At 72.0% G+C, this 16,302-nt stretch carries 14 protein-coding genes; 2 read left to right on the top strand and 12 right to left on the bottom strand.

Going from position 1 to position 16,302, the window contains the following annotated elements; genetic code table 11:
• Positions 1–370: 370 nt before the first annotated feature.
• Positions 371–1,411 (top strand): hypothetical protein, encoded by a 1,041-nt coding sequence (locus WMF27_RS43620; protein ID WP_437762959.1) that lies wholly within the window; start codon positions 371–373, stop codon positions 1,409–1,411.
• Positions 1,412–1,493: 82 nt separating this feature from the next.
• Here WMF27_RS43620 and WMF27_RS43615 read toward each other — a convergent pair whose 3' ends face one another.
• The 8 genes from WMF27_RS43615 to WMF27_RS43580 form a co-directional block, all read right to left on the bottom strand.
• Entirely contained in the window at positions 1,494–1,868 is a 375-nt protein-coding gene (locus WMF27_RS43615) for a response regulator (RefSeq protein ID WP_437762960.1), read from the bottom strand.
• Between the two features lie 285 nt (positions 1,869–2,153).
• A complete protein-coding gene (locus tag WMF27_RS43610) occupies positions 2,154–2,912 on the bottom strand; it encodes an ABC transporter ATP-binding protein (protein ID WP_437762961.1) in 759 nt (252 codons plus the stop codon).
• Positions 2,909–3,709 (bottom strand): ABC transporter ATP-binding protein, encoded by an 801-nt coding sequence (locus tag WMF27_RS43605; protein ID WP_437762962.1) that lies wholly within the window; start codon positions 3,707–3,709, stop codon positions 2,909–2,911. Before WMF27_RS43605 ends, WMF27_RS43610 begins: the two co-directional genes overlap by 4 nt.
• Positions 3,706–4,956, bottom strand: coding sequence for a branched-chain amino acid ABC transporter permease (locus tag WMF27_RS43600; RefSeq protein WP_437762963.1), 1,251 nt, complete (start codon positions 4,954–4,956; stop codon positions 3,706–3,708). Before WMF27_RS43600 ends, WMF27_RS43605 begins: the two co-directional genes overlap by 4 nt.
• A gap of 56 nt (positions 4,957–5,012) precedes the next feature.
• A complete protein-coding gene (locus WMF27_RS43595) occupies positions 5,013–5,741 on the bottom strand; it encodes a ClpXP protease specificity-enhancing factor SspB (protein WP_437762964.1) in 729 nt (242 codons plus the stop codon).
• Between the two features lie 276 nt (positions 5,742–6,017).
• Entirely contained in the window at positions 6,018–7,247 is a 1,230-nt protein-coding gene (locus WMF27_RS43590; protein ID WP_437943564.1) for a phenylacetate--CoA ligase family protein, read from the bottom strand.
• Between the two features lie 381 nt (positions 7,248–7,628).
• Complete coding sequence (locus WMF27_RS43585; RefSeq protein WP_437762966.1) at positions 7,629–8,552, bottom strand: DMT family transporter; 924 nt, start codon at positions 8,550–8,552, stop codon at positions 7,629–7,631.
• Between the two features lie 46 nt (positions 8,553–8,598).
• Positions 8,599–10,308, bottom strand: a complete 1,710-nt coding sequence (locus tag WMF27_RS43580) for an IgGFc-binding protein (RefSeq protein ID WP_437762967.1) — start codon at positions 10,306–10,308, stop codon at positions 8,599–8,601.
• 122 nt (positions 10,309–10,430) lie between these two features.
• On the opposite strand from WMF27_RS43580, the gene WMF27_RS43575 reads away from it, so the two are divergent.
• A complete protein-coding gene (locus WMF27_RS43575; RefSeq protein ID WP_437762968.1) occupies positions 10,431–10,646 on the top strand; it encodes a hypothetical protein in 216 nt (71 codons plus the stop codon).
• Between the two features lie 42 nt (positions 10,647–10,688).
• On the opposite strand, the gene uvrA is transcribed toward WMF27_RS43575, so the two are convergent.
• The 4 genes from uvrA to WMF27_RS43555 all read right to left on the bottom strand — a co-directional run bounded on the left by uvrA (position 10,689) and on the right by WMF27_RS43555 (position 16,281).
• Entirely contained in the window at positions 10,689–13,727 is a 3,039-nt protein-coding gene (gene uvrA, locus WMF27_RS43570; RefSeq protein WP_437762969.1) for an excinuclease ABC subunit UvrA, read from the bottom strand.
• 137 nt (positions 13,728–13,864) lie between these two features.
• Positions 13,865–14,635, bottom strand: a complete 771-nt coding sequence (locus WMF27_RS43565) for a PP2C family protein-serine/threonine phosphatase (protein ID WP_437762970.1) — start codon at positions 14,633–14,635, stop codon at positions 13,865–13,867.
• 301 nt (positions 14,636–14,936) lie between these two features.
• Positions 14,937–15,383, bottom strand: a complete 447-nt coding sequence (locus WMF27_RS43560) for a hypothetical protein (protein WP_437762971.1) — start codon at positions 15,381–15,383, stop codon at positions 14,937–14,939.
• A 13-nt stretch (positions 15,384–15,396) separates the two neighbouring features.
• Positions 15,397–16,281, bottom strand: coding sequence for a DUF2894 domain-containing protein (locus WMF27_RS43555; protein WP_437943563.1), 885 nt, complete (start codon positions 16,279–16,281; stop codon positions 15,397–15,399).
• Positions 16,282–16,302 lie beyond the last annotated feature (21 nt).

Genomic DNA, 16,302 nt, shown 5'->3' with positions numbered 1-16,302 from the left:
TCTGTCGCGAGGTCTGCAAAGTTGACTTCGGCCCGAGTCGCGCCTTGCGGGAAATGACAATCACCGACAATCCCGCTTCGCCCGGGCGCGCGGCGCTGCCCGCAGGTCCGCCGCACGAACGCACGTGCGCGAGCGGCGCGCCGACTCAGGGAGTCCCTGGACACTGGAGCTCCAAGTAAGGTGTTTTTGGTAAGGCTCCTCCGAAACCACGTTCAAAGAGTAGGGGGCTCACCCGCTGGGCAGATTCACAGTACTGCGCGATTTCGGGGGCCGAGCGGAGGCCAGGGGCCGCGCGCCGCGCGCCGCGTCGGCAGAGGCCCGGGGTCATCTGCGCCTGGCACCAGCGGGGGCTCAGGGCTATCGGTTCCCGATGGATCGCGCGCTACTTAATGAACTGAAGGCTCGTCAGATCGCGTTCCTCGAGGCGCGGCTCGTCTCGGAGGCGGCCGCGCGCGACTTCCGGGAGCGGCTGCCTGCCGGCTTCGCTGCGCTGCTCGCGACGCCGCTCGGCGAGCTCGTGGACGCGGGGGCGATCGGGCGCGCGCTCGAGGCGCTGGCGGCGGAGGAGCCGCTCCGGCGGGCGGTCCGGCCCGCGGCCGCCGCGGCGCTCGCGGCGCTCGTCGAGGCGGCGCGCGCCGAGCGGCGGCGCGCGAAGGAGCTCCTGCCGGAGGGCGCCCGCGACAAGCTCGACCGCATCCTCGAGCAGCCGAAGATCGTGCCGGAGCGGCTCATGCGCGAGGTGCTGGAGAGCGCGGCGCTCGACGCGGTGATGCGCGACGTCCTCTACGACACGCTGCTGGAGTTCTCCGAGAAGGTGAACCCGTTCTTCGCCGAGTGGGGCCTGCCCGCGCTCCTCAAGCGGGTCGCCCCGTTCGGCCTCGGCGGGGTCGGCAAGACGATGGGCGCGATGCGGGGCGAGTTCGAGCGGCGGCTCGAGCCGGAGATCCGCCGGTTCTTGCAGGGCTTCTCGCGCACGGCGATGCGCCAGGTGCACGACATCCTCGTCGCCAAGGGCGACACGCCCGAGTTCGTCGGCCTGCGCAAGCAGGTCGCCACGTGGGTGCTGGAGCAGGAGATCTGCGCGCTCGTCGGTCAGCTCGACGCGAAGAGCTCGGCGATCGCCGAGGAGCTCGGCGCCGACATCGCCGCGCAGCTGCTCCGGGATCGGCCCGTCCGGGCGCGGACCAGCGAGGCGATCGCGGCGTTCGTGGCGGCGCACGCGGGCGAGCCGCTCGGCGAGGCGCTGGGGCGGCTCGGGATCGCGCCCGCGCTCGACGTCGGCGCGCTCGCGGACGCGCTCTGGCCCGTCGTGAGGAACATGTGCGCGACCGGACCGGTGCGCGCCTGGCTCGCGTCCGTGGTGGAGGAGTTCTTCGACGGGTTGCCGGACGGGCTCGAGCCGTCCGCCTGAGGCGAGCCGACGCGGTAGGCGCCTGCCCCGGGTGGGACCCGGCCCGCGGTGAGCGCGGGCCCCGCTCCGAGGCCGGCCGCGGTCAGCCCATCGCCGAGGCGTCGGCCACCGCAGACTCGATGTACGCGAGGCCGCGCGACGGGCACGCGGGCACCGTGGGCGCGAACGCCTCCATGTCCAGGATGAGCTCGGGGCCGCCCGCGGGCGTGAGCACCACGACGGGCACGCGCGGCGACATGCGGCGGAGCTCCTCCATCTCGCTGTGGAGCTCCGCCTCCTCCCGGGGCACGAGCACCATCACATGAGGACGCCAGCGGGCAAGCACGTCACGCGCATGGCCGAGCCCGCAGCACGTCTCCACCGTGTAGTCCCGGGATGAGAGGAAGTGGACGAGCGGCTGGGAGTTGCTGGCGTCGTCGTCGATCACCAGGACGCGGGTCGTGCTCTCAATCTCCATGGGTATCCCCCGTCAGCAGCCGGCTCTGGCCGCCGCTGTGAAAACCAGGTCTCATTGACCTGGCTCACAGTGACCATACTCCATATTCGGCAAAGAGCGATATCAATCGCGCCTCAGCGCATCACGCGATGCGTTGATACGCGCTTGAAACACCAGCGCTCTCTGCCTGTTTCTTTTGTGATCCGCGGTGATCCGCTGCGATCCGCCGTGATCCGCGATGGCCCGTCGGCGACCCGCTCGGGGAATCGCGGCGCGCCGATGAGCACCTGCGCGGGAACGGCGGGATCAGCCGCCGAGGTAGGCCGCGCGGATCTCTTCGTTCGCCGCGAGGTCCTTCGACTCGCCGCTCATGGCGATCTGCCCAGTACGGAGCACGTAGGCGCGCGTCGAGTACTTGAGCGCCAGTCGGGTATTCTGCTCTACGAGGAGTACGGTTGTTCCTGACGCCGCGATCTTGGCGATCGACTCGAAGATGTCCGCGACGAGCCGCGGCGCGATGCCGAGCGAGGGCTCGTCGAGGAGCAGCATGGCGGGGCGCGCCATCATGGCGCGGCCGATCGCGAGCATCTGCTGCTCGCCGCCGGAGAGCGTGCCACCGTGCTGGTGCATGCGCTCGCCCAGCCGGGGGAAGAGCTTCACCACGTCGTCGACGGTCTCCGCCATGGTGGGGCCGTGCTTGTGGCACCACGCGCCGAGCTCGAGGTTCTCGCGGACGCTGAGGTTCGAGAAGATCGCGCGCCCCTCCGGGACGAGCGAGACGCCGGCCGCGACGAGCTCCTCCGTCGAGACGGACGCGAGGTCCTTGCCGTCGTAGCGGATGCGGCCGGAGGCGATCGGGAGGAGGCGGACGATCGTCTTCAGCGTGGTCGTCTTGCCGGCGCCGTTCGCGCCGATCATCGCCACGATCTCGCCGCGCCGCACCTCGAGGCTGACGCCCTTGAGCGCCTTGATGCCGCCGTAGCTGACCGCGAGGTCGTCGACGACGAGCAGGGGGCCGCCGGGGGCCACCGAGGGGGGCTGCCGCGTCGGATGCGATGTCTTCATGCGGGCTCCTCCGCCGCCGCGACGGCCGCCTCGTCGTCGATCTCCTCGCCGAGGTACGCGGCGAGGACCTTCGGGTCCCTGCGCACGACCTCCGGGGTGCCGTGCGAGATGGTCTCGCCGTGATCGAGGACGTGGATCTCCTCGCACACCCCCATCACGACCTGCATGTTGTGCTCGACCAGCACGACCGTGATGTCGAAGGTGTCGCGCAGCCAGCGGATCTGCTGCTTGAGCCCCTCGGCCTCGCCGTAGTTCATGCCCGCCGCCGGCTCGTCGAGCAGGAGCAGCCTCGGCTTGAGCATCATCGCCCGGGCGATCTCGAGGCGGCGCTGGTTGCCGTACGAGAGCGACGTCGAGATCTCGTCGGCCATGTCCTCCAGCTTGAACACCGAGAGCAGCGAGAGCGCGCGCTCGGTCATCTCCTGCTCGTCCTTGTAGAAGAACGGCGAGCGCAAGAGGGCGGCGGCGAGGGTGGATCTCCGCAGGTTCTCGCAGGCGACGAGCACGTTCTCGAGCACCGTGAGCTGGCCGAAGAGGCGGATGTTCTGGAACGTGCGGGCGATGCCGAGGCGCGCGATCTGGCTCGGCCGGAGCGGCGCGAGGTCGGTCCCGCCGAAGCGGATCGCGCCCTCGTCGTGCTTGTAGACGCCGGTGATCAGGTTGAACACCGTCGTCTTGCCCGCGCCGTTCGGGCCGATGAGCCCGAAGATCGAGCGCTCGGGCACGGTGAAGGAGACGTCGCCGACGGCCCGCAGGCCGCCGAACCGCTTGGTCACGTGCTTCAGATCGAGGTTCACTCGAGCTCCCTCCCGGCCGGCTTGCCCTCGCGGCCGACGGTGATGCCGGGCGGCGGCTCATCGGGCGGCGCGCCCGGGCTGGGCAGCGCGCCCTCGTGCCCGACGACCGCCTCCACGCCGGTCGTGGCGGGGACGGGCTCGACCGGGCCCACCGGGAAGCGCTTCCTGCGCGACCAGCGCCGGCCGAAGAGCTCGCGCTCGCCGAACAGCCCCTCGGGGCGGAGGACCATCAGGCCGATGAGGATGCCCGCGTAGAGCACCATCCTGAGGGCGTTCAGATCGAGCGCGGGGTAGGCCGCCTTCAGCGCGAGGACGCTGTCGAGGCCCTGCAGCTGCTCGATGAGCTTCACCGTGAAGGTCACGAACACGCCGCCGAGGATCGCCCCGGAGACGCTGCCCGAGCCGCCGAGGATCACCATCGTGATGGCGTCGAACGAGTAGTTGAACGTGAACTGGTCCGGCTGGACGGTGGGGTTGCCGTCGCGCATCGACGAGAGCAGGGCGCCGGCGATGCCGCCGCCGGCGGCGGAGATGACGAACGACGTGACCTTGTAGCGCGTCGGATCGACGCCCACCGCGGCGGAGGCGATCTCGTCCTCGCGGAGGGCGCGCAGCGCGCGGCCCCAGCCGGAGAACTTCAGCCGCCAGGCGAGGATCGTCGCGAGCACGACGGCGCCGAAGATCCAGAACGGGCCGGCGTACTGCGGCACGCCGGTGTCGTCGGGGCCGGCGTAGCCGATCGGGCCGCCGAGCGCCCCGAGGAGCTTGCCGATCGTCCCCTGGTCGGGGCCGCCGGTCGTCGCCGTCGCGATCGTCAGGCGGAAGATCTCGGCGAACCCCAGGGTCACGATGGCGAGGTAGTCGCCGCGGAGCCGGAGGCTCGGCAGGCCGACCACGAGGCCGAAGAGGGCCGCGACGAGCCCGGACGCGAGCAGCGCCGCGGGCATCACGACGAACGAGTTGCCGAAGAGCGGCTCGCCGCCGCCGAGGTGCTGGTGCAGGTTGCCGGCGACGACCGCCCCGGTGTACGCGCCGATCCCGACGAAGCCGGCGTGGCCGATCGAGAACTGGCCGGCCATGCCGTTGATGACGTTGAGCGACAGCGCCGCGATGACGTTGACCATCGCGAACAGGGCGAGCTGCCGCCAGGCAGCGTCCGGCAAGACGGTCTCAAAGCCGAACTCGAGGGCGACGACGACGCCGAGGAGCAGGAGCGCAGTGAGGACGCGCTGCAACGGTCGAGGCATGGCCGGCCAGAGTTGGAATGGCCGAGCCGCACCGTCAAGCAGTAGCGTCAGTGGCGTTACTTGATGACCCGCAAATAGGGGGGCAGTTCCCGCTTCGGCTTGCCCGCCCCTTGGCGAGGCCTGGGCTCGGGCTCACCGGAGCCACCCGATTCGTCGTCTTCGCGCTCCTCGGTGGACCGCACCGGCGCGAGGGCCGGCGCCGGCACCGGCGCGAGCTGCCTCACGGGCGCGCCGGCGTCCCGCGCCGGGGCCTCGCCCGCGCCGAGGCGCTCGCCGGCCTCCACGGACTCGAGCTGGGGGCGCGCCCTGTCGCGCGCCCGCGCCTCGTCCGCCGCCTCGTCGCTCCGCTCGTCGTCGCCGCTGGGGGGCGCGACGGCGGCGAGCCGGGGGCGCGGCCTCTTGGCGGGCTTCTGCGGCGGGGCGACGGCGGGGCGCTGCTGCTTCTGCGCGGCGAGATCGGCCGGGATGTCCTCGGGCCACACCATGCCGCGCTGGTCCTCGCTCACGAGCGCCCAGATCGCGTGCCACGGCAAGCGGCACCAGAACGGCGCGCGGTTGAACGACAGGGTGCAGCTGATCCCGTCGTCGTCCACCTTGAGGTCGGGGATGGCGATCGCCATGTTCATGCCGACCTGGAGGATCAGCTGCGGCTGTCCCGTGAACCACTTGGGGACGGAGACACCGGGCCGGCGCGGATCGAGGTGGATGAACACGCTCGGCTCTCGCTCGAGGAGGGCCAGCGCGACGTCCTTTTTCGGCGGGAGCGGTCTCTGCACGTCGGACATCGTACTGCTCTGCCCAATACCCCGGACCGCGCGGCTCCGCCAGCGCTTCGGGGACGCCGCGCGCCGAGCCGCGTGGCGGGTGAGCAGGACGCGGCGCGCCAGCCACCAGGCGCTCCAGCAGATCTGTAGAAAACGCGCTGTAACCGTGAGCGCGGCGCGCGGCGCGGCCGGCGCCGGCGCCGGCGCCGGCGCCGCGCGAGCCCCCCGGCGGCCCCGCGCCGCCGGGGGCGCCGCGCGGCAGCGGCGCGGCAGGCCCGCGCCCGACCCCGGCGACGCTCACGCCGCGCGCCCCCGGCCCAGCTCGACGGGGACCTCGGAGAGGGTGACCCGGTGCTTGCCGCCGCTCGTGAGGGGGATGTCGTCGACGATCTGGACGCAGACCTCCGCGCGCTCGCCGAGGTGCTGCCGGACGACGCGCTCGATGAGCCTCGCGGTCTCGGGCTCGAAGCCCTTGCCCGGCACGAGCTTGACCGTGAGCGCGCGCCGCCGGTCCTGGTAGACCTGGTAGCGGGCGATCGTCGGCTGGTCCTTGATGAGGTGCGGGAAGAACTCGCCGGCGAGCAGCTCGCCGTCGGGGCCGACGAGCAGGTCGAGGACGCGGCCCTCGACCGAGGCGAGCATCGGCAGCCCGCGGCCGCACGCGCACGGCGCGCCGGCGGCGATCGCGACGTCCTGGTTCTTGTAGCGGATGAGCGGCATCGAGCGGCAGACGAGGTCGGTCACGACGACCTCGCCGGGCTCGCCGGGGAGGGCGTGGCGCCCGTCGCGGAGCAGCTCGACGAACACGTTCTCCATGTTGATGTGCTTGCCGGCGTGCCGCTCGCACTCGGCGGCGATCAGCATGAGCTCGCGGCAGCCGTACCGATCGAACACCGGCGCGCCGAACGCGCGCTCGATGGCCTCGCGCTGGTGCGCGAACAGCCGCTCGGCGCTGGTGACGATGCCGCGCGGCGCGGGGAGCGCGCGGCCGTCCGCGAGGGCGTAGCGCGCCGCGTGGTACAGCGCGCTCGCGTACCCGACGAGGAGCTGCGGCCGGTACCGCGCGATCTCGTCGAGCAACGCGGCGAGGCGCCGCTCGGACAGGTCGAAGGCGGAGATCATCTTCTTGCGGAGGATGGCCTCGTGAAGGCAGCGCTTGGCCTTCTTCGCCAGCGTCTCGCTGACCAGCACGGCGCTCCACAGGTGGAGCTCCCGGTCGCCGAGCCGGGCGCCCGCCCACCCGTCGGACCGCATGGCGGCCGCGATGCGGCGCTCGTAGGTGCGGTGGTCGAAGCGGAACTGCACCGGCTCCCCCGTCGACCCGCCCGTGCCGCTCGCATAGAGCCGGCCGGCGAAGCCCTCGGCGAGGAGGTCCTGCCCGTGGGCGCGGAGGTCGGCCCTCGTGAGGACGGGGAACCGCAGGAGGTCCTCCGGCGCCTTCACCGAGGCGGCGCGCACGCCGTGCTCGGCGAAGCGCGCCCGGTAGAACGGGACGTGCTGCTCGGCGAACTGGAGGGCGGCGAGCATCCGCCGGAAGCTGAGATCGCGAATCTCATTCTCCGATCGCCACTGGGAGCGCTCTATCCGCTCCAGGTCTTTCAGGGTCTCCCTGCCCCTCAAACGGGTCTCGTAGAGCGGAAACAGGATGTTTCGAAACAGCCCACCGTACATGGGCGAAGCGTTCTTTCGAATCATCGACCGTCAAGCGCCCGCGGGCGGCTCTCCCGCGAAATCCCTGTGTTCGAGGCGCGGAGTCCGACCGGAGCGGCGCGCGCGGGCAAACTCCGTCGCAGCAGCGCCGGTGAGCGCTCGGCGCGACCGCTGCCCGGACACACGCAGTCAGGCGTTCACGCCGCGCCGGGTACCGGGCGCCAGCCGCGGGCCGCGGCGCGCCGGAGGGGGCGCGCGTCAGCCTGCGCTCGTCGCCGCGGACGAGCTCGACCCGAAGATCGCGACGGTGGCGCCGGCGAGGATGATCGCGGCGCCCGCGATCTCGAGGGCGGTCGGGGTGGCGTGGAGCCACAGGGCGCCGATGGCGATCCCGCCGAGCGTCTCGCCGGGGGACACGAGCGCGACGATGGACGGGGACATGCGGCGCGCCGCGATCTGGACCGCGGTGTGGCCGACGACGGTGGGGACGAGCGCGAGCGCGACGATGGCGACGGCGGCGTGGGCCGGCGGCGGGGCGACGCCCTCGAGCGCGCCGGGCGCGAACGGGAGCGCCACGGCGAGGAAGACGGCGGCGCTGCCGTAGACGAGGGCGGCGTAGCTCCGCGCCGGCAGCGCGTCCCGGAGCGCGCGGGCGAAGGACACGTAGAGGCCGTAGAGGAGGGTGGCGCCGACGACCAGGAGGTCGCCCGAGAGCCGGTGATCGCCGGCGCCGGCCGAGCGCGCAACGACGAGCGCGCCGACGGTGGCGAGGAGCACGCCCGCCTGCTCGGAGCGCGTGGGGCGGACGCCGAAGAACGCCCACGCGCAGAGCACGACGGCGAGCGGCTCGAGCGAGACGAGCGAGAGGGCCGCGGCGAGGGACGTGCGGTCGAGCCCCCAGAGGAAGAGCGCGAAGTGGACGGCGAGCAGGAGGCCGGCGCAGAGGACGGCGGCGCCCTGGCGCGGCGAGAGGCGAGCAGCCGAGCGGGCGATCGCGCGCAGGTCGAGCAGGGAGAGCGCGATCGCGGCGAGGGCGACCCGGCCGAAGGCGATGGCGAGCGGGTGGACCGGGCGCGCATAGCGGGCGAGCGGGCCGCTCACGGAGAAGGCGAGGCTGGCCAGGACGACGAAGAGCGCGGCGCGGCGGGCGCGACGCGCCGAGGTGCGCGGCTCGTCCGTCATGCGAGGGTGCTAGTTCAGGAGACCGGGAAAGACAACCAGCGCGGGGTCAGCGGGGCGGGGGCGGCGGGGGCGCGATGACGACGAGGTTGAGCCCGCCGGGGTACTGGTAGCTCGTGTAAGCGCCGTAGCCGAGCACCTGGATGCCGACGGGCGCCGAGGCGGTCAGCACGTGCGCGCCGCCGTTGCCGGGGCCGAGCCGGACACGCGCGACACCGAAGCCGGAGCCGTTGCCGATCGGGGTCGGGGCGACGTCGACGGGGCCGTCGTCGAGCGTGATCGTGGCGTCGAGCGGCTGGATGATGTCGACGTAGCTCTCATCGTAGTCGCTCGGCGCGAGGAAGACGTACTTGGAGCGGTATTGCTCGACCGCGGTGGGGTGGCTCTGCGACGGATCGCCCTTCTGGCGAGACTCGGTGTCCGCGTCGACGATCTCGGCGCCCAGCATGAACGTGCTGACCGCGAACTCGTGGTCTCCCACGACCTCGAAATCCCGCCTCACCACGTCGAGGTCGACGACCTGGCCAGCGTCGATGGTGGTCGGCGCGCCGTCCGGCCTGCCGGACGGGTACGTCAGCGCCGTGCCGTCGACGTTGCCATAGAGGCGCACGATGTGGCCGATGACGCGGCCGCCCGGCGACGTCGGGACCGTCACGAAGTACCGCTTGCCCAGCGTCTCGGCGGGGAACACGGACTCCTCGATGTGGTCGCAGGCCTGGCGGCCGACCGGCGCCTGCACGCACGGGATGCCCGTCAGCACCTGGACAGGGCGGGTCGCGGTGACGAGGCTGCCGCTGAGGTCGCTCCTCGGGTGCCCGAGGACCTCGACGACATCCCCCGCGTCGAGCTGGACGGTGAAGCTGCCGCCGCCGGTCGTCCGGGGGATGCCGTCGCCCGCGACCACCGTGCCTCCCTGGGCGACGTTCACGGTGACGCTGGTGCCGTCCTGGATCCCGCTGATGACGATGTAGCCGCCGAAGTCCGCCTCCGCCCAGCCGCGCTGGCCCGTGACGCGGTAGTTGCCTGTCATCGCGGTGCTCGGCAGGAGCAGCGACGCGTCGTTGGTGAAGGAGAAGCAGCCGAAGGGCTCCCCGTCATTGGCCGCGCACGCCTCGTTGCCAGGGCAGGAGGACCAGTCCTTTCCGGACGGGCCGCCCTCGCCCTTGTACTCGAGCGCGTTGAATTGATAGACCGTGACCGGCCTGGTCGAGACGAGGTGGTAAGCGCCTCCGTCGACGCGGACGGAGCTCGTGATCGAGTCTCCCCCGGTGCAACGGGTGGCGTCGGGCCCCTTCAGCTCACGCACCCAGGGGAGGTAGATCTTGCTCAGGCTGTTGGGCTTGACCTCGGCGCGCGCCACCGCGGCGCCGGCGCGCGTCACCTCGACCTCGGCGATCTCGTCGCCGGCGTTCGCGACGACGACCGCGTAGTCGAAGATCGACCAGACGATGTTCGCGGTGACCGTGGGCCAGAAGTCACAGCCGATATAGGACTTGCTCGCGGCGGCCTCCGCGCACGTCCTCGGGTCGCCGACCAGCTCGGGGCCGACGTCGCCGCCCCCGGTGCCGGCGCCGATGTCGTCGCCGAAACCGCCGGAGCTCATCGACCCGACGGCGTCGCCGCCCGAGCCGCCGCCGCTGGAGGTGGTCTCAGGCCGAGGGGCGCCCGCCGACGAGCCGCTGGCCGAGCACGCCGCCGCCGAGGCGGCGCCCACCCAAAGTCCTACGCCGAGAAATAGAGCATGCTTCGAGATCTGCATGGGCCCTCCCGTCAACGGATCTCGAGCGCAGGGGCCTGTACGACGGCCCCGCTGGCACGAGAACTCATGATGTTGTTTGCTGAAGGTGCTGGTCGGGTGCTCGCGCACCCCTGGACACGTTGGTGTCCATCGATCCCGGCTACGCGCTTTTGCAGCGCGGCGCAAGCCGATCGAATAAATCAGTTATGGGCGACACCAATGAATATCGCGCTTCTCTGAAATGGATGGCCAGCGAGCGGCACAGATCACAAATGCGTCTGTCTCAGGCGCGTCGGGATGAGCCGTCGCAGACGTTCACCCACGTGAACGTGGTCGTGGTCGTCAACGTTGGACCGTGAACGACCACGTTCGAATGTAGGAGAACGCGGCGCGAGGCCTGGTTAACGCCTAGGGGGGAGAAGGGGGCGAAGGAACTGTCCTGTGTACGAGCCCTTCACCTTCGCGACGTGCTCCGGCGTCCCCTCGGCGATGACCCGGCCGCCGCCGGCGCCGCCCTCGGGGCCGAGATCGATCACCCAGTCCGCGCACTTGATGACGTCGAGGCTGTGCTCGATGACCACCACCGTGTTCCCCGCTTCGACCAGCCGGTGGAGCACGCCGAGCAGCTTGCGGATGTCCTCGAAATGCAGGCCCGTCGTGGGCTCGTCGAGGACGTAGAGCGTTCGCCCCGTCTGGCTCTTGCCGAGCTCCCGGCTCAGCTTCACGCGCTGCGCCTCGCCGCCGCTCATCGTCGGCGCGCTCTGGCCGATCTTCATGTACCCGAGGCCGACCTCGACCAGCGTCTCGAGGACGCGGCGCAGCGCGACGTGGTGCTCGAAGAGACGCAGGCAATCCTCGATGCTGGTGTCGAGGATATCCGCGATGCTCTTGCCCTTGAACCGCACCGCGAGCGTCTGCGCGCTGTACCGCTTGCCGGCGCACACCTCGCACGGGACATAGACGTCGGCGAGGAAGTGCATCTCCACCTTCACCATGCCGTCGCCGCTGCACGCCTCGCAGCGCCCGCCCTTCACGTTGAAGCTGAACCGCCCCGGGCCGTAGCCGCGCGCGCGCGACTCCGGCAGCTCGGCGAAGATCTCGCGGATCTGGTCGAACGCCTTCGTGTACGTCCCCGGGTTCGAGCGCGGCGTGCGGCCGATCGGCTTCTGGTCGATCGCGATGACCTTGTCGAGCGCCTCGAGCCCCTGGATCGCGCGGTGCGCGCCGACCGGCTCGGTGCTGTGGTGAAGCGCCCGGCCCAGCGCCGGCAGGAGGATGCCGTTCACCAGCGAGCTCTTGCCGGCGCCGCTCACCCCGGTCACCGCGAGCAGCACCCCGAGCGGGAAGCGGACGTCGATGCCCCTCAGGTTGTGCTCGGCCGCGCCCAGGATCTCCAGCCACCCGCGCGGCGCGCGCCGCGCCTCGGGCACCTCGATGCGCGCGCGCCCCGCCAGGTACGCGCCGGTCACGCTCTCGGGGTCACGCGCGATCTCCTCGGGCGTCCCCGCGGCCATCACGCGGCCGCCGAGGTGGCCGGCCCCTGGGCCGAAATCCACGACGTAGTCGGCGGCCCGGATCGTCTCCTCGTCGTGCTCCACCACGAGCACCGTGTTGCCCAGATCCCTGAGGCGCCGCAGCGTCTCGATGAGGCGCTGGTTGTCCCGCTGGTGCAGGCCGATGCTCGGCTCGTCGAGCACGTACATCACCCCGGAGAGCTCGCTGCCGAGCTGGCTCGCCAGCCGGATGCGCTGCGCCTCGCCGCCGCTCAGCGTCGGCCCCGAGCGGTCGAGCGTCAGGTAGTCGAGCCCCACGTTCAGGAGAAAGCTGAGCCGGCTCGTGATCTCGCGCCGCACCCCCTCCGTGATCTTCTGCCGGTTGCCCGGCAGCTCGAGCCGGGCGAAATGCTCGTAGGCGTCGCTCACCGTCATCGCGGTGACGTCGGCGATCCCCTTGCCCGCGACGCGCACCGCGAGCGACTCGGGGCGCATCCGCCGGGAGCCGCAGGCGTCGCACGGGCGCTCGCTCATGAACTTGCGGTAAGCGTCCCGCGCCGACTCGGACGACGACTGCTGGAACCGGCGCATCAGGCTGGGGATCACGCCCTCGAACTTCATGCCCCAGGTGCCGTGCGTCTCGGTCCCCTCCTTCCCCCACGTCACCGCGATGCGCTTGCCGGAGAGGCCATGGAGCACCATCTCCTGCTTCTTCGCCCCGAGCTTGCGCCAGGGCACGTCGAGGTCGACGGAGCACGCCTTGGCCACGGCGTCGATGATGCGGAACGTCCAGCCCTCCCCGCGCGCCATGGCCGACGCCCAGGGGGCGATGGCGCCCTCCCGGATCGACAGCGCAGGATCCGGGATCACGAGGGCCGGATCGATCTCGAGGCGGGTGCCGAGGCCGTTGCAGGCGCCGCACATGCCGAGCGGGCTGTTGAAGGAGAAGCTCTGCGGCGAGAGCTCGGGGAAGCTCTGGCCGCAGCAGGAGCGCGCGGCGCTGAACAGCAGCGGGGCGTCGGGGCGACGCCGCCGCCCGGACGCCCCCTCGTCGGCCTGGAGCTCGACCCGGAGCTCGCCGCGCCCCTCCTGGAGCGCGACCTCGACCCCCTCCGTGATGCGCTGGCGCTCGTCCGCCCGCACGACCAGCCGATCCACCACGAGCGCGATGGTGTGCTTGAGCTTCTTGTCGAGCTTCGGCAGCTCGTCGAGCCGGTGCTGCGCCCCGTCGATCTCGACCCGCACGAAGCCGCGGGCCCGGAGCTCCTCGAACAGGTCCTTGAACTCCCCCTTCCGGTGCGTCACGAGCGGCGCGAGCAGCACGAACTTCGTCCCCTCCGGCATCCCGAGGAGCTCGTCGACGATCTGCTCCGAGCTCTGCGCCTTCACCGGCTTGCCGCAGAGGTGGCAATGCTGCTCGCCGGCGCGCGCATAGAGCACGCGCAGGTAATCGTAGACCTCCGTGATCGTGCCCACCGTGGAGCGCGGGTTGCTCGACGCGCTCTTCTGCTCGATGGCAATGGTCGGCGACAGGCCGCGCAGGTGCTCGACCTGCGGGCGCTCGAGCTGACCCAGGAACTGGCGCGCGTAAGAGCTCAGCGTCTCGACGTAACGCCGCTGCCCCTCGGCGTAGAGCGTGTCGAACGCCAGGCTGGACTTGCCCGAGCCGCTCACCCCCGTGAACACCACGAGCTTCCGCTTCGGCACCTCCAGCCGATCGATGCGGAGGTTGTGCTCCCGCGATCCGAGCACCTCGATGAAATCCGGCTCGCGCGCCGCGTCGAGGAGCTTGAGCGCCGGCCGGTGGTGCTCCGCAGGATCGAGCTCCGCCGCCGCCGGGCCGGCGCGCCGCGCGCCCGACGCCTTCCCCGGCTTGCTCAGCGCCGCGCTCCGGGACGGGGATTCGATGGATTGCGGGGGTGTTGATCCGTTCGTTCGCGCGCCCATTGGGATTCCCCACCGCCATTAACACGGTGGCGCGCTCTCTGGCACCTCCAGGCACGCGATGTTCCATGGAAAAACTGGCGGGCTGAGCGCAATGCTCTCGCCCGCACACCGCCGGAGCGGCAGGGCGGGCGCGCGGATCAGCGCCTGGTCGGGCCGCCGGGCGAAGCGCGCCAGCGCACGACAACGCAGGTGACGTTATCGGGGCCACCGTTCTCGTTGGCGCGCTTGACGAGCCGGGACGCGATGCCGGCCAGATCGGTGTGGGTCGCCAGGATACTTGCGATATCTTGCGCCGGCACCACGCCGGACAGGCCATCTGAGCAGAGCAGGAGGACATCCCCTCCCTCGATGGCCTCGATCCGCGTCTCGACGTCGACCGCCTCGTCGGTGCCGAGGGCGCGCGTGATCACGTGCTGGAGCGGGAACGAGCTGGCCTGCTCGGGGAGGAGGTGGCCGAGCCGGATGCACTCGTTGACCAGCGAGTGATCGCGCGTGAGCTGCTCGAGGCGATGCTCGCGGAGGCGGTAGACGCGGCTATCGCCCACGTGCGCGACGGCGATGAAGCCGTCGCGCGCGAGCACGGCCGCGATCGTGGTGCCCATGCCGCGCTTCTCCCGGTCGCGCCGCGCGGCGGAGAAGATGCGGCCGTTCGCGAGCTGGATGCCCGCGACGAGCAGGGGGAGCCCCTGATCGACGTAGCGCGCCTCCGAGCCCCGCGTCGTGGGCGGCCCCACGCCGACGGCGACAGGCCAGGTGGAGTCCGGGTCGTCGAAGAAATCACGCACCGTATCGATCGCCATGCGCGAGGCGACCTCCCCGGCGGCGCGCCCTCCCATGCCGTCGGCCAGGAGGAACAGCCCCCGGGGCTCGAGGATCGCGAAGCTGTCCTCGTTCGTGTCTCGGACCATGCCAGGATGGCTGATCCCGGCGGCTTCAAAAACGAGGTGACGCTGCACGGCGCTTCCCTCCAGCGTGCTCGCAGGCACGCTCTGCCGGACTGCCGGACGACGGGCGCGCGTCTTCCGTCATCGCGTCATCCACACCCTTCCGGCGCCTTCCTCGGACCGATCGCGCGACACGGGGTGCTTCGTCTGCTCATCTTGCCGCCCGCTCCGACTGCTCCTAGCGAGCCTACGCGCCAAGGATCGGTCGCGTCCACCAGATCAGGCCTCGGGGCGCGCCCGCCCGCGGCCGTCCGCGGCGGCCTCGTCACGGGACCGCGAACCGCTCGGCGCCGCCGCCGGAGCACGCGCTCAGCGCGAAGCCGAACCGCCCGTCGTCGGTGCCCTCCTGCATGATGCGCTCGAGGTTGCGGCACTCGTGGCGGAAGACGCCCCGGAGCGCGTAGCGATCCTTGCTGTCCACGACGACCACGACGCCCGTGAGCGTGACCTCGAGGCGGTAGGTGACGGGATCGCCTTCGATGGTGTACCGCGTGGTCGTGAACTCGGACGGGTCGTGGTTCCTGTACGCCTGCCAGATGCACTCGCGCGCCGCGCCGTTGTAGCCGTCGCCGCGCTTGACCACCTCGGTGCCGCACTGCTTGAGCGGCGGCGTGAGCGGCCCGCTCTGCACCTTGTCGGGCGAGGACGAGCAGGCGCTGACGAGCAGGAACAGCGCGAGGGAAGCGAGCGATCGGCCTGGCGAGCGGAGCATGGGGACTACTTACCTAACGCGATCCGCGAAAAAGGGATTCTTTTTTTCGGGCGGACCGCGCCGGCCGCCGGCGAGGGGCGGCGTCGCTCGTGTTCCGAGGGGCGGCTTTTTTCCTGGCTGGCTTCCCGGGCTGCGGCTCGAGCGCGGCGGCCAGGGCGCCGAGGTCCTGGAGGCCGGCCACGAGCGCGCGCAGGTAGTGCGCCGAGAGCCGCTCGGCGGCGCAGAGCGCCCGGGAGGCGAGCACCTGGGCGTTGTAGGGGCCGGCGTCCTCCGGCACGTTGTCGGCCGCGCGCGCGACGGCGAGCGTGGCGCGGGCGCTCACCAGCGACTCGTGGAACAGCGCGGTGGACAGCGCGCTGCTGAGGGCCTGGGCTTGCCGCTTCACCCGGCGCTCGACGACGTCGCCGTCGCACGGGAGCTCCGCGAGATCGCGCGCGAGCGGCCCGGGGAGGCGCACGTCGCGCGCGGCCACCTCGCCGCGGAGGCGCGCGAGCGAGGGGACGGCGGTCGTCTTGCGCTCGGCGGCGAGCGCGCGCAGGCGGCGGCGCGCGGCCCTCACGACGGCGGGGAAATCGCCGAGCGCGAGCGCCGCGGCCAGGGCGCCGTCGTGAGGGAGGCCGGCGTCGGCGAGGGCGCGGAGGTGGGCCTCGGCGTCGGCGCGGGCGCGGTGGAAGGCGGCGTCGAGCGCCGCGAGCCGCGCGGAGGCGCGGGCAGCGAGGCGCGCGCGGGCGCCGCCGTCGAGGGCGCGAGCGCGCTCGAGGAGCGCCTCGACGAGGCGGTAGCCCGCGGGGTCGAAGCGGTGGGCGCCGGCCGCCCGCAGGGCGGCGAGGCGCGCGTCGGCCGGGGGCGACCCGGGTTGGGGCGACGGGGGCGACCCGGGTTGGGGCGACGGGGGCATTGTCGGAGAAAAATCCGACGT

The sequence above is a fragment of the Sorangium sp. So ce281 genome, from assembly GCF_051527395.1.
Classification (GTDB): Bacteria; Myxococcota_A; Polyangia; order Polyangiales; family Polyangiaceae; genus Sorangium; species Sorangium cellulosum_B.
The sequence above is the reverse complement of the archived record's forward strand: the minus strand, read 5'-3'. Positions and strand labels throughout refer to the sequence as shown.

Excerpts from the sequence above, each read along its gene's own strand:
- WMF27_RS43620 (WP_437762959.1), top strand. The coding sequence starts at position 371 with ATGGATCGCGCGCTACTTAATGAACTGAAGGCTCGTCAGATCGCGTTC.
- WMF27_RS43615 (WP_437762960.1), bottom strand. The coding sequence starts at position 1,868 with ATGGAGATTGAGAGCACGACCCGCGTCCTGGTGATCGACGACGACGCC.
- WMF27_RS43610 (WP_437762961.1), bottom strand. The coding sequence starts at position 2,912 with ATGAAGACATCGCATCCGACGCGGCAGCCCCCCTCGGTGGCCCCCGGC.
- WMF27_RS43600 (WP_437762963.1), bottom strand. The coding sequence starts at position 4,956 with ATGCCTCGACCGTTGCAGCGCGTCCTCACTGCGCTCCTGCTCCTCGGC.
- WMF27_RS43595 (WP_437762964.1), bottom strand. The coding sequence starts at position 5,741 with ATGTCCGACGTGCAGAGACCGCTCCCGCCGAAAAAGGACGTCGCGCTG.
- WMF27_RS43590 (WP_437943564.1), bottom strand. The coding sequence starts at position 7,247 with ATGCTCGCCGCCCTCCAGTTCGCCGAGCAGCACGTCCCGTTCTACCGG.
- WMF27_RS43585 (WP_437762966.1), bottom strand. The coding sequence starts at position 8,552 with ATGACGGACGAGCCGCGCACCTCGGCGCGTCGCGCCCGCCGCGCCGCG.
- WMF27_RS43580 (WP_437762967.1), bottom strand. The coding sequence starts at position 10,308 with ATGCAGATCTCGAAGCATGCTCTATTTCTCGGCGTAGGACTTTGGGTG.
- uvrA (WP_437762969.1), bottom strand. The coding sequence starts at position 13,727 with ATGGGCGCGCGAACGAACGGATCAACACCCCCGCAATCCATCGAATCC.
- WMF27_RS43565 (WP_437762970.1), bottom strand. The coding sequence starts at position 14,635 with ATGGTCCGAGACACGAACGAGGACAGCTTCGCGATCCTCGAGCCCCGG.
- WMF27_RS43560 (WP_437762971.1), bottom strand. The coding sequence starts at position 15,383 with ATGCTCCGCTCGCCAGGCCGATCGCTCGCTTCCCTCGCGCTGTTCCTG.
- WMF27_RS43555 (WP_437943563.1), bottom strand. The coding sequence starts at position 16,281 with ATGCCCCCGTCGCCCCAACCCGGGTCGCCCCCGTCGCCCCAACCCGGG.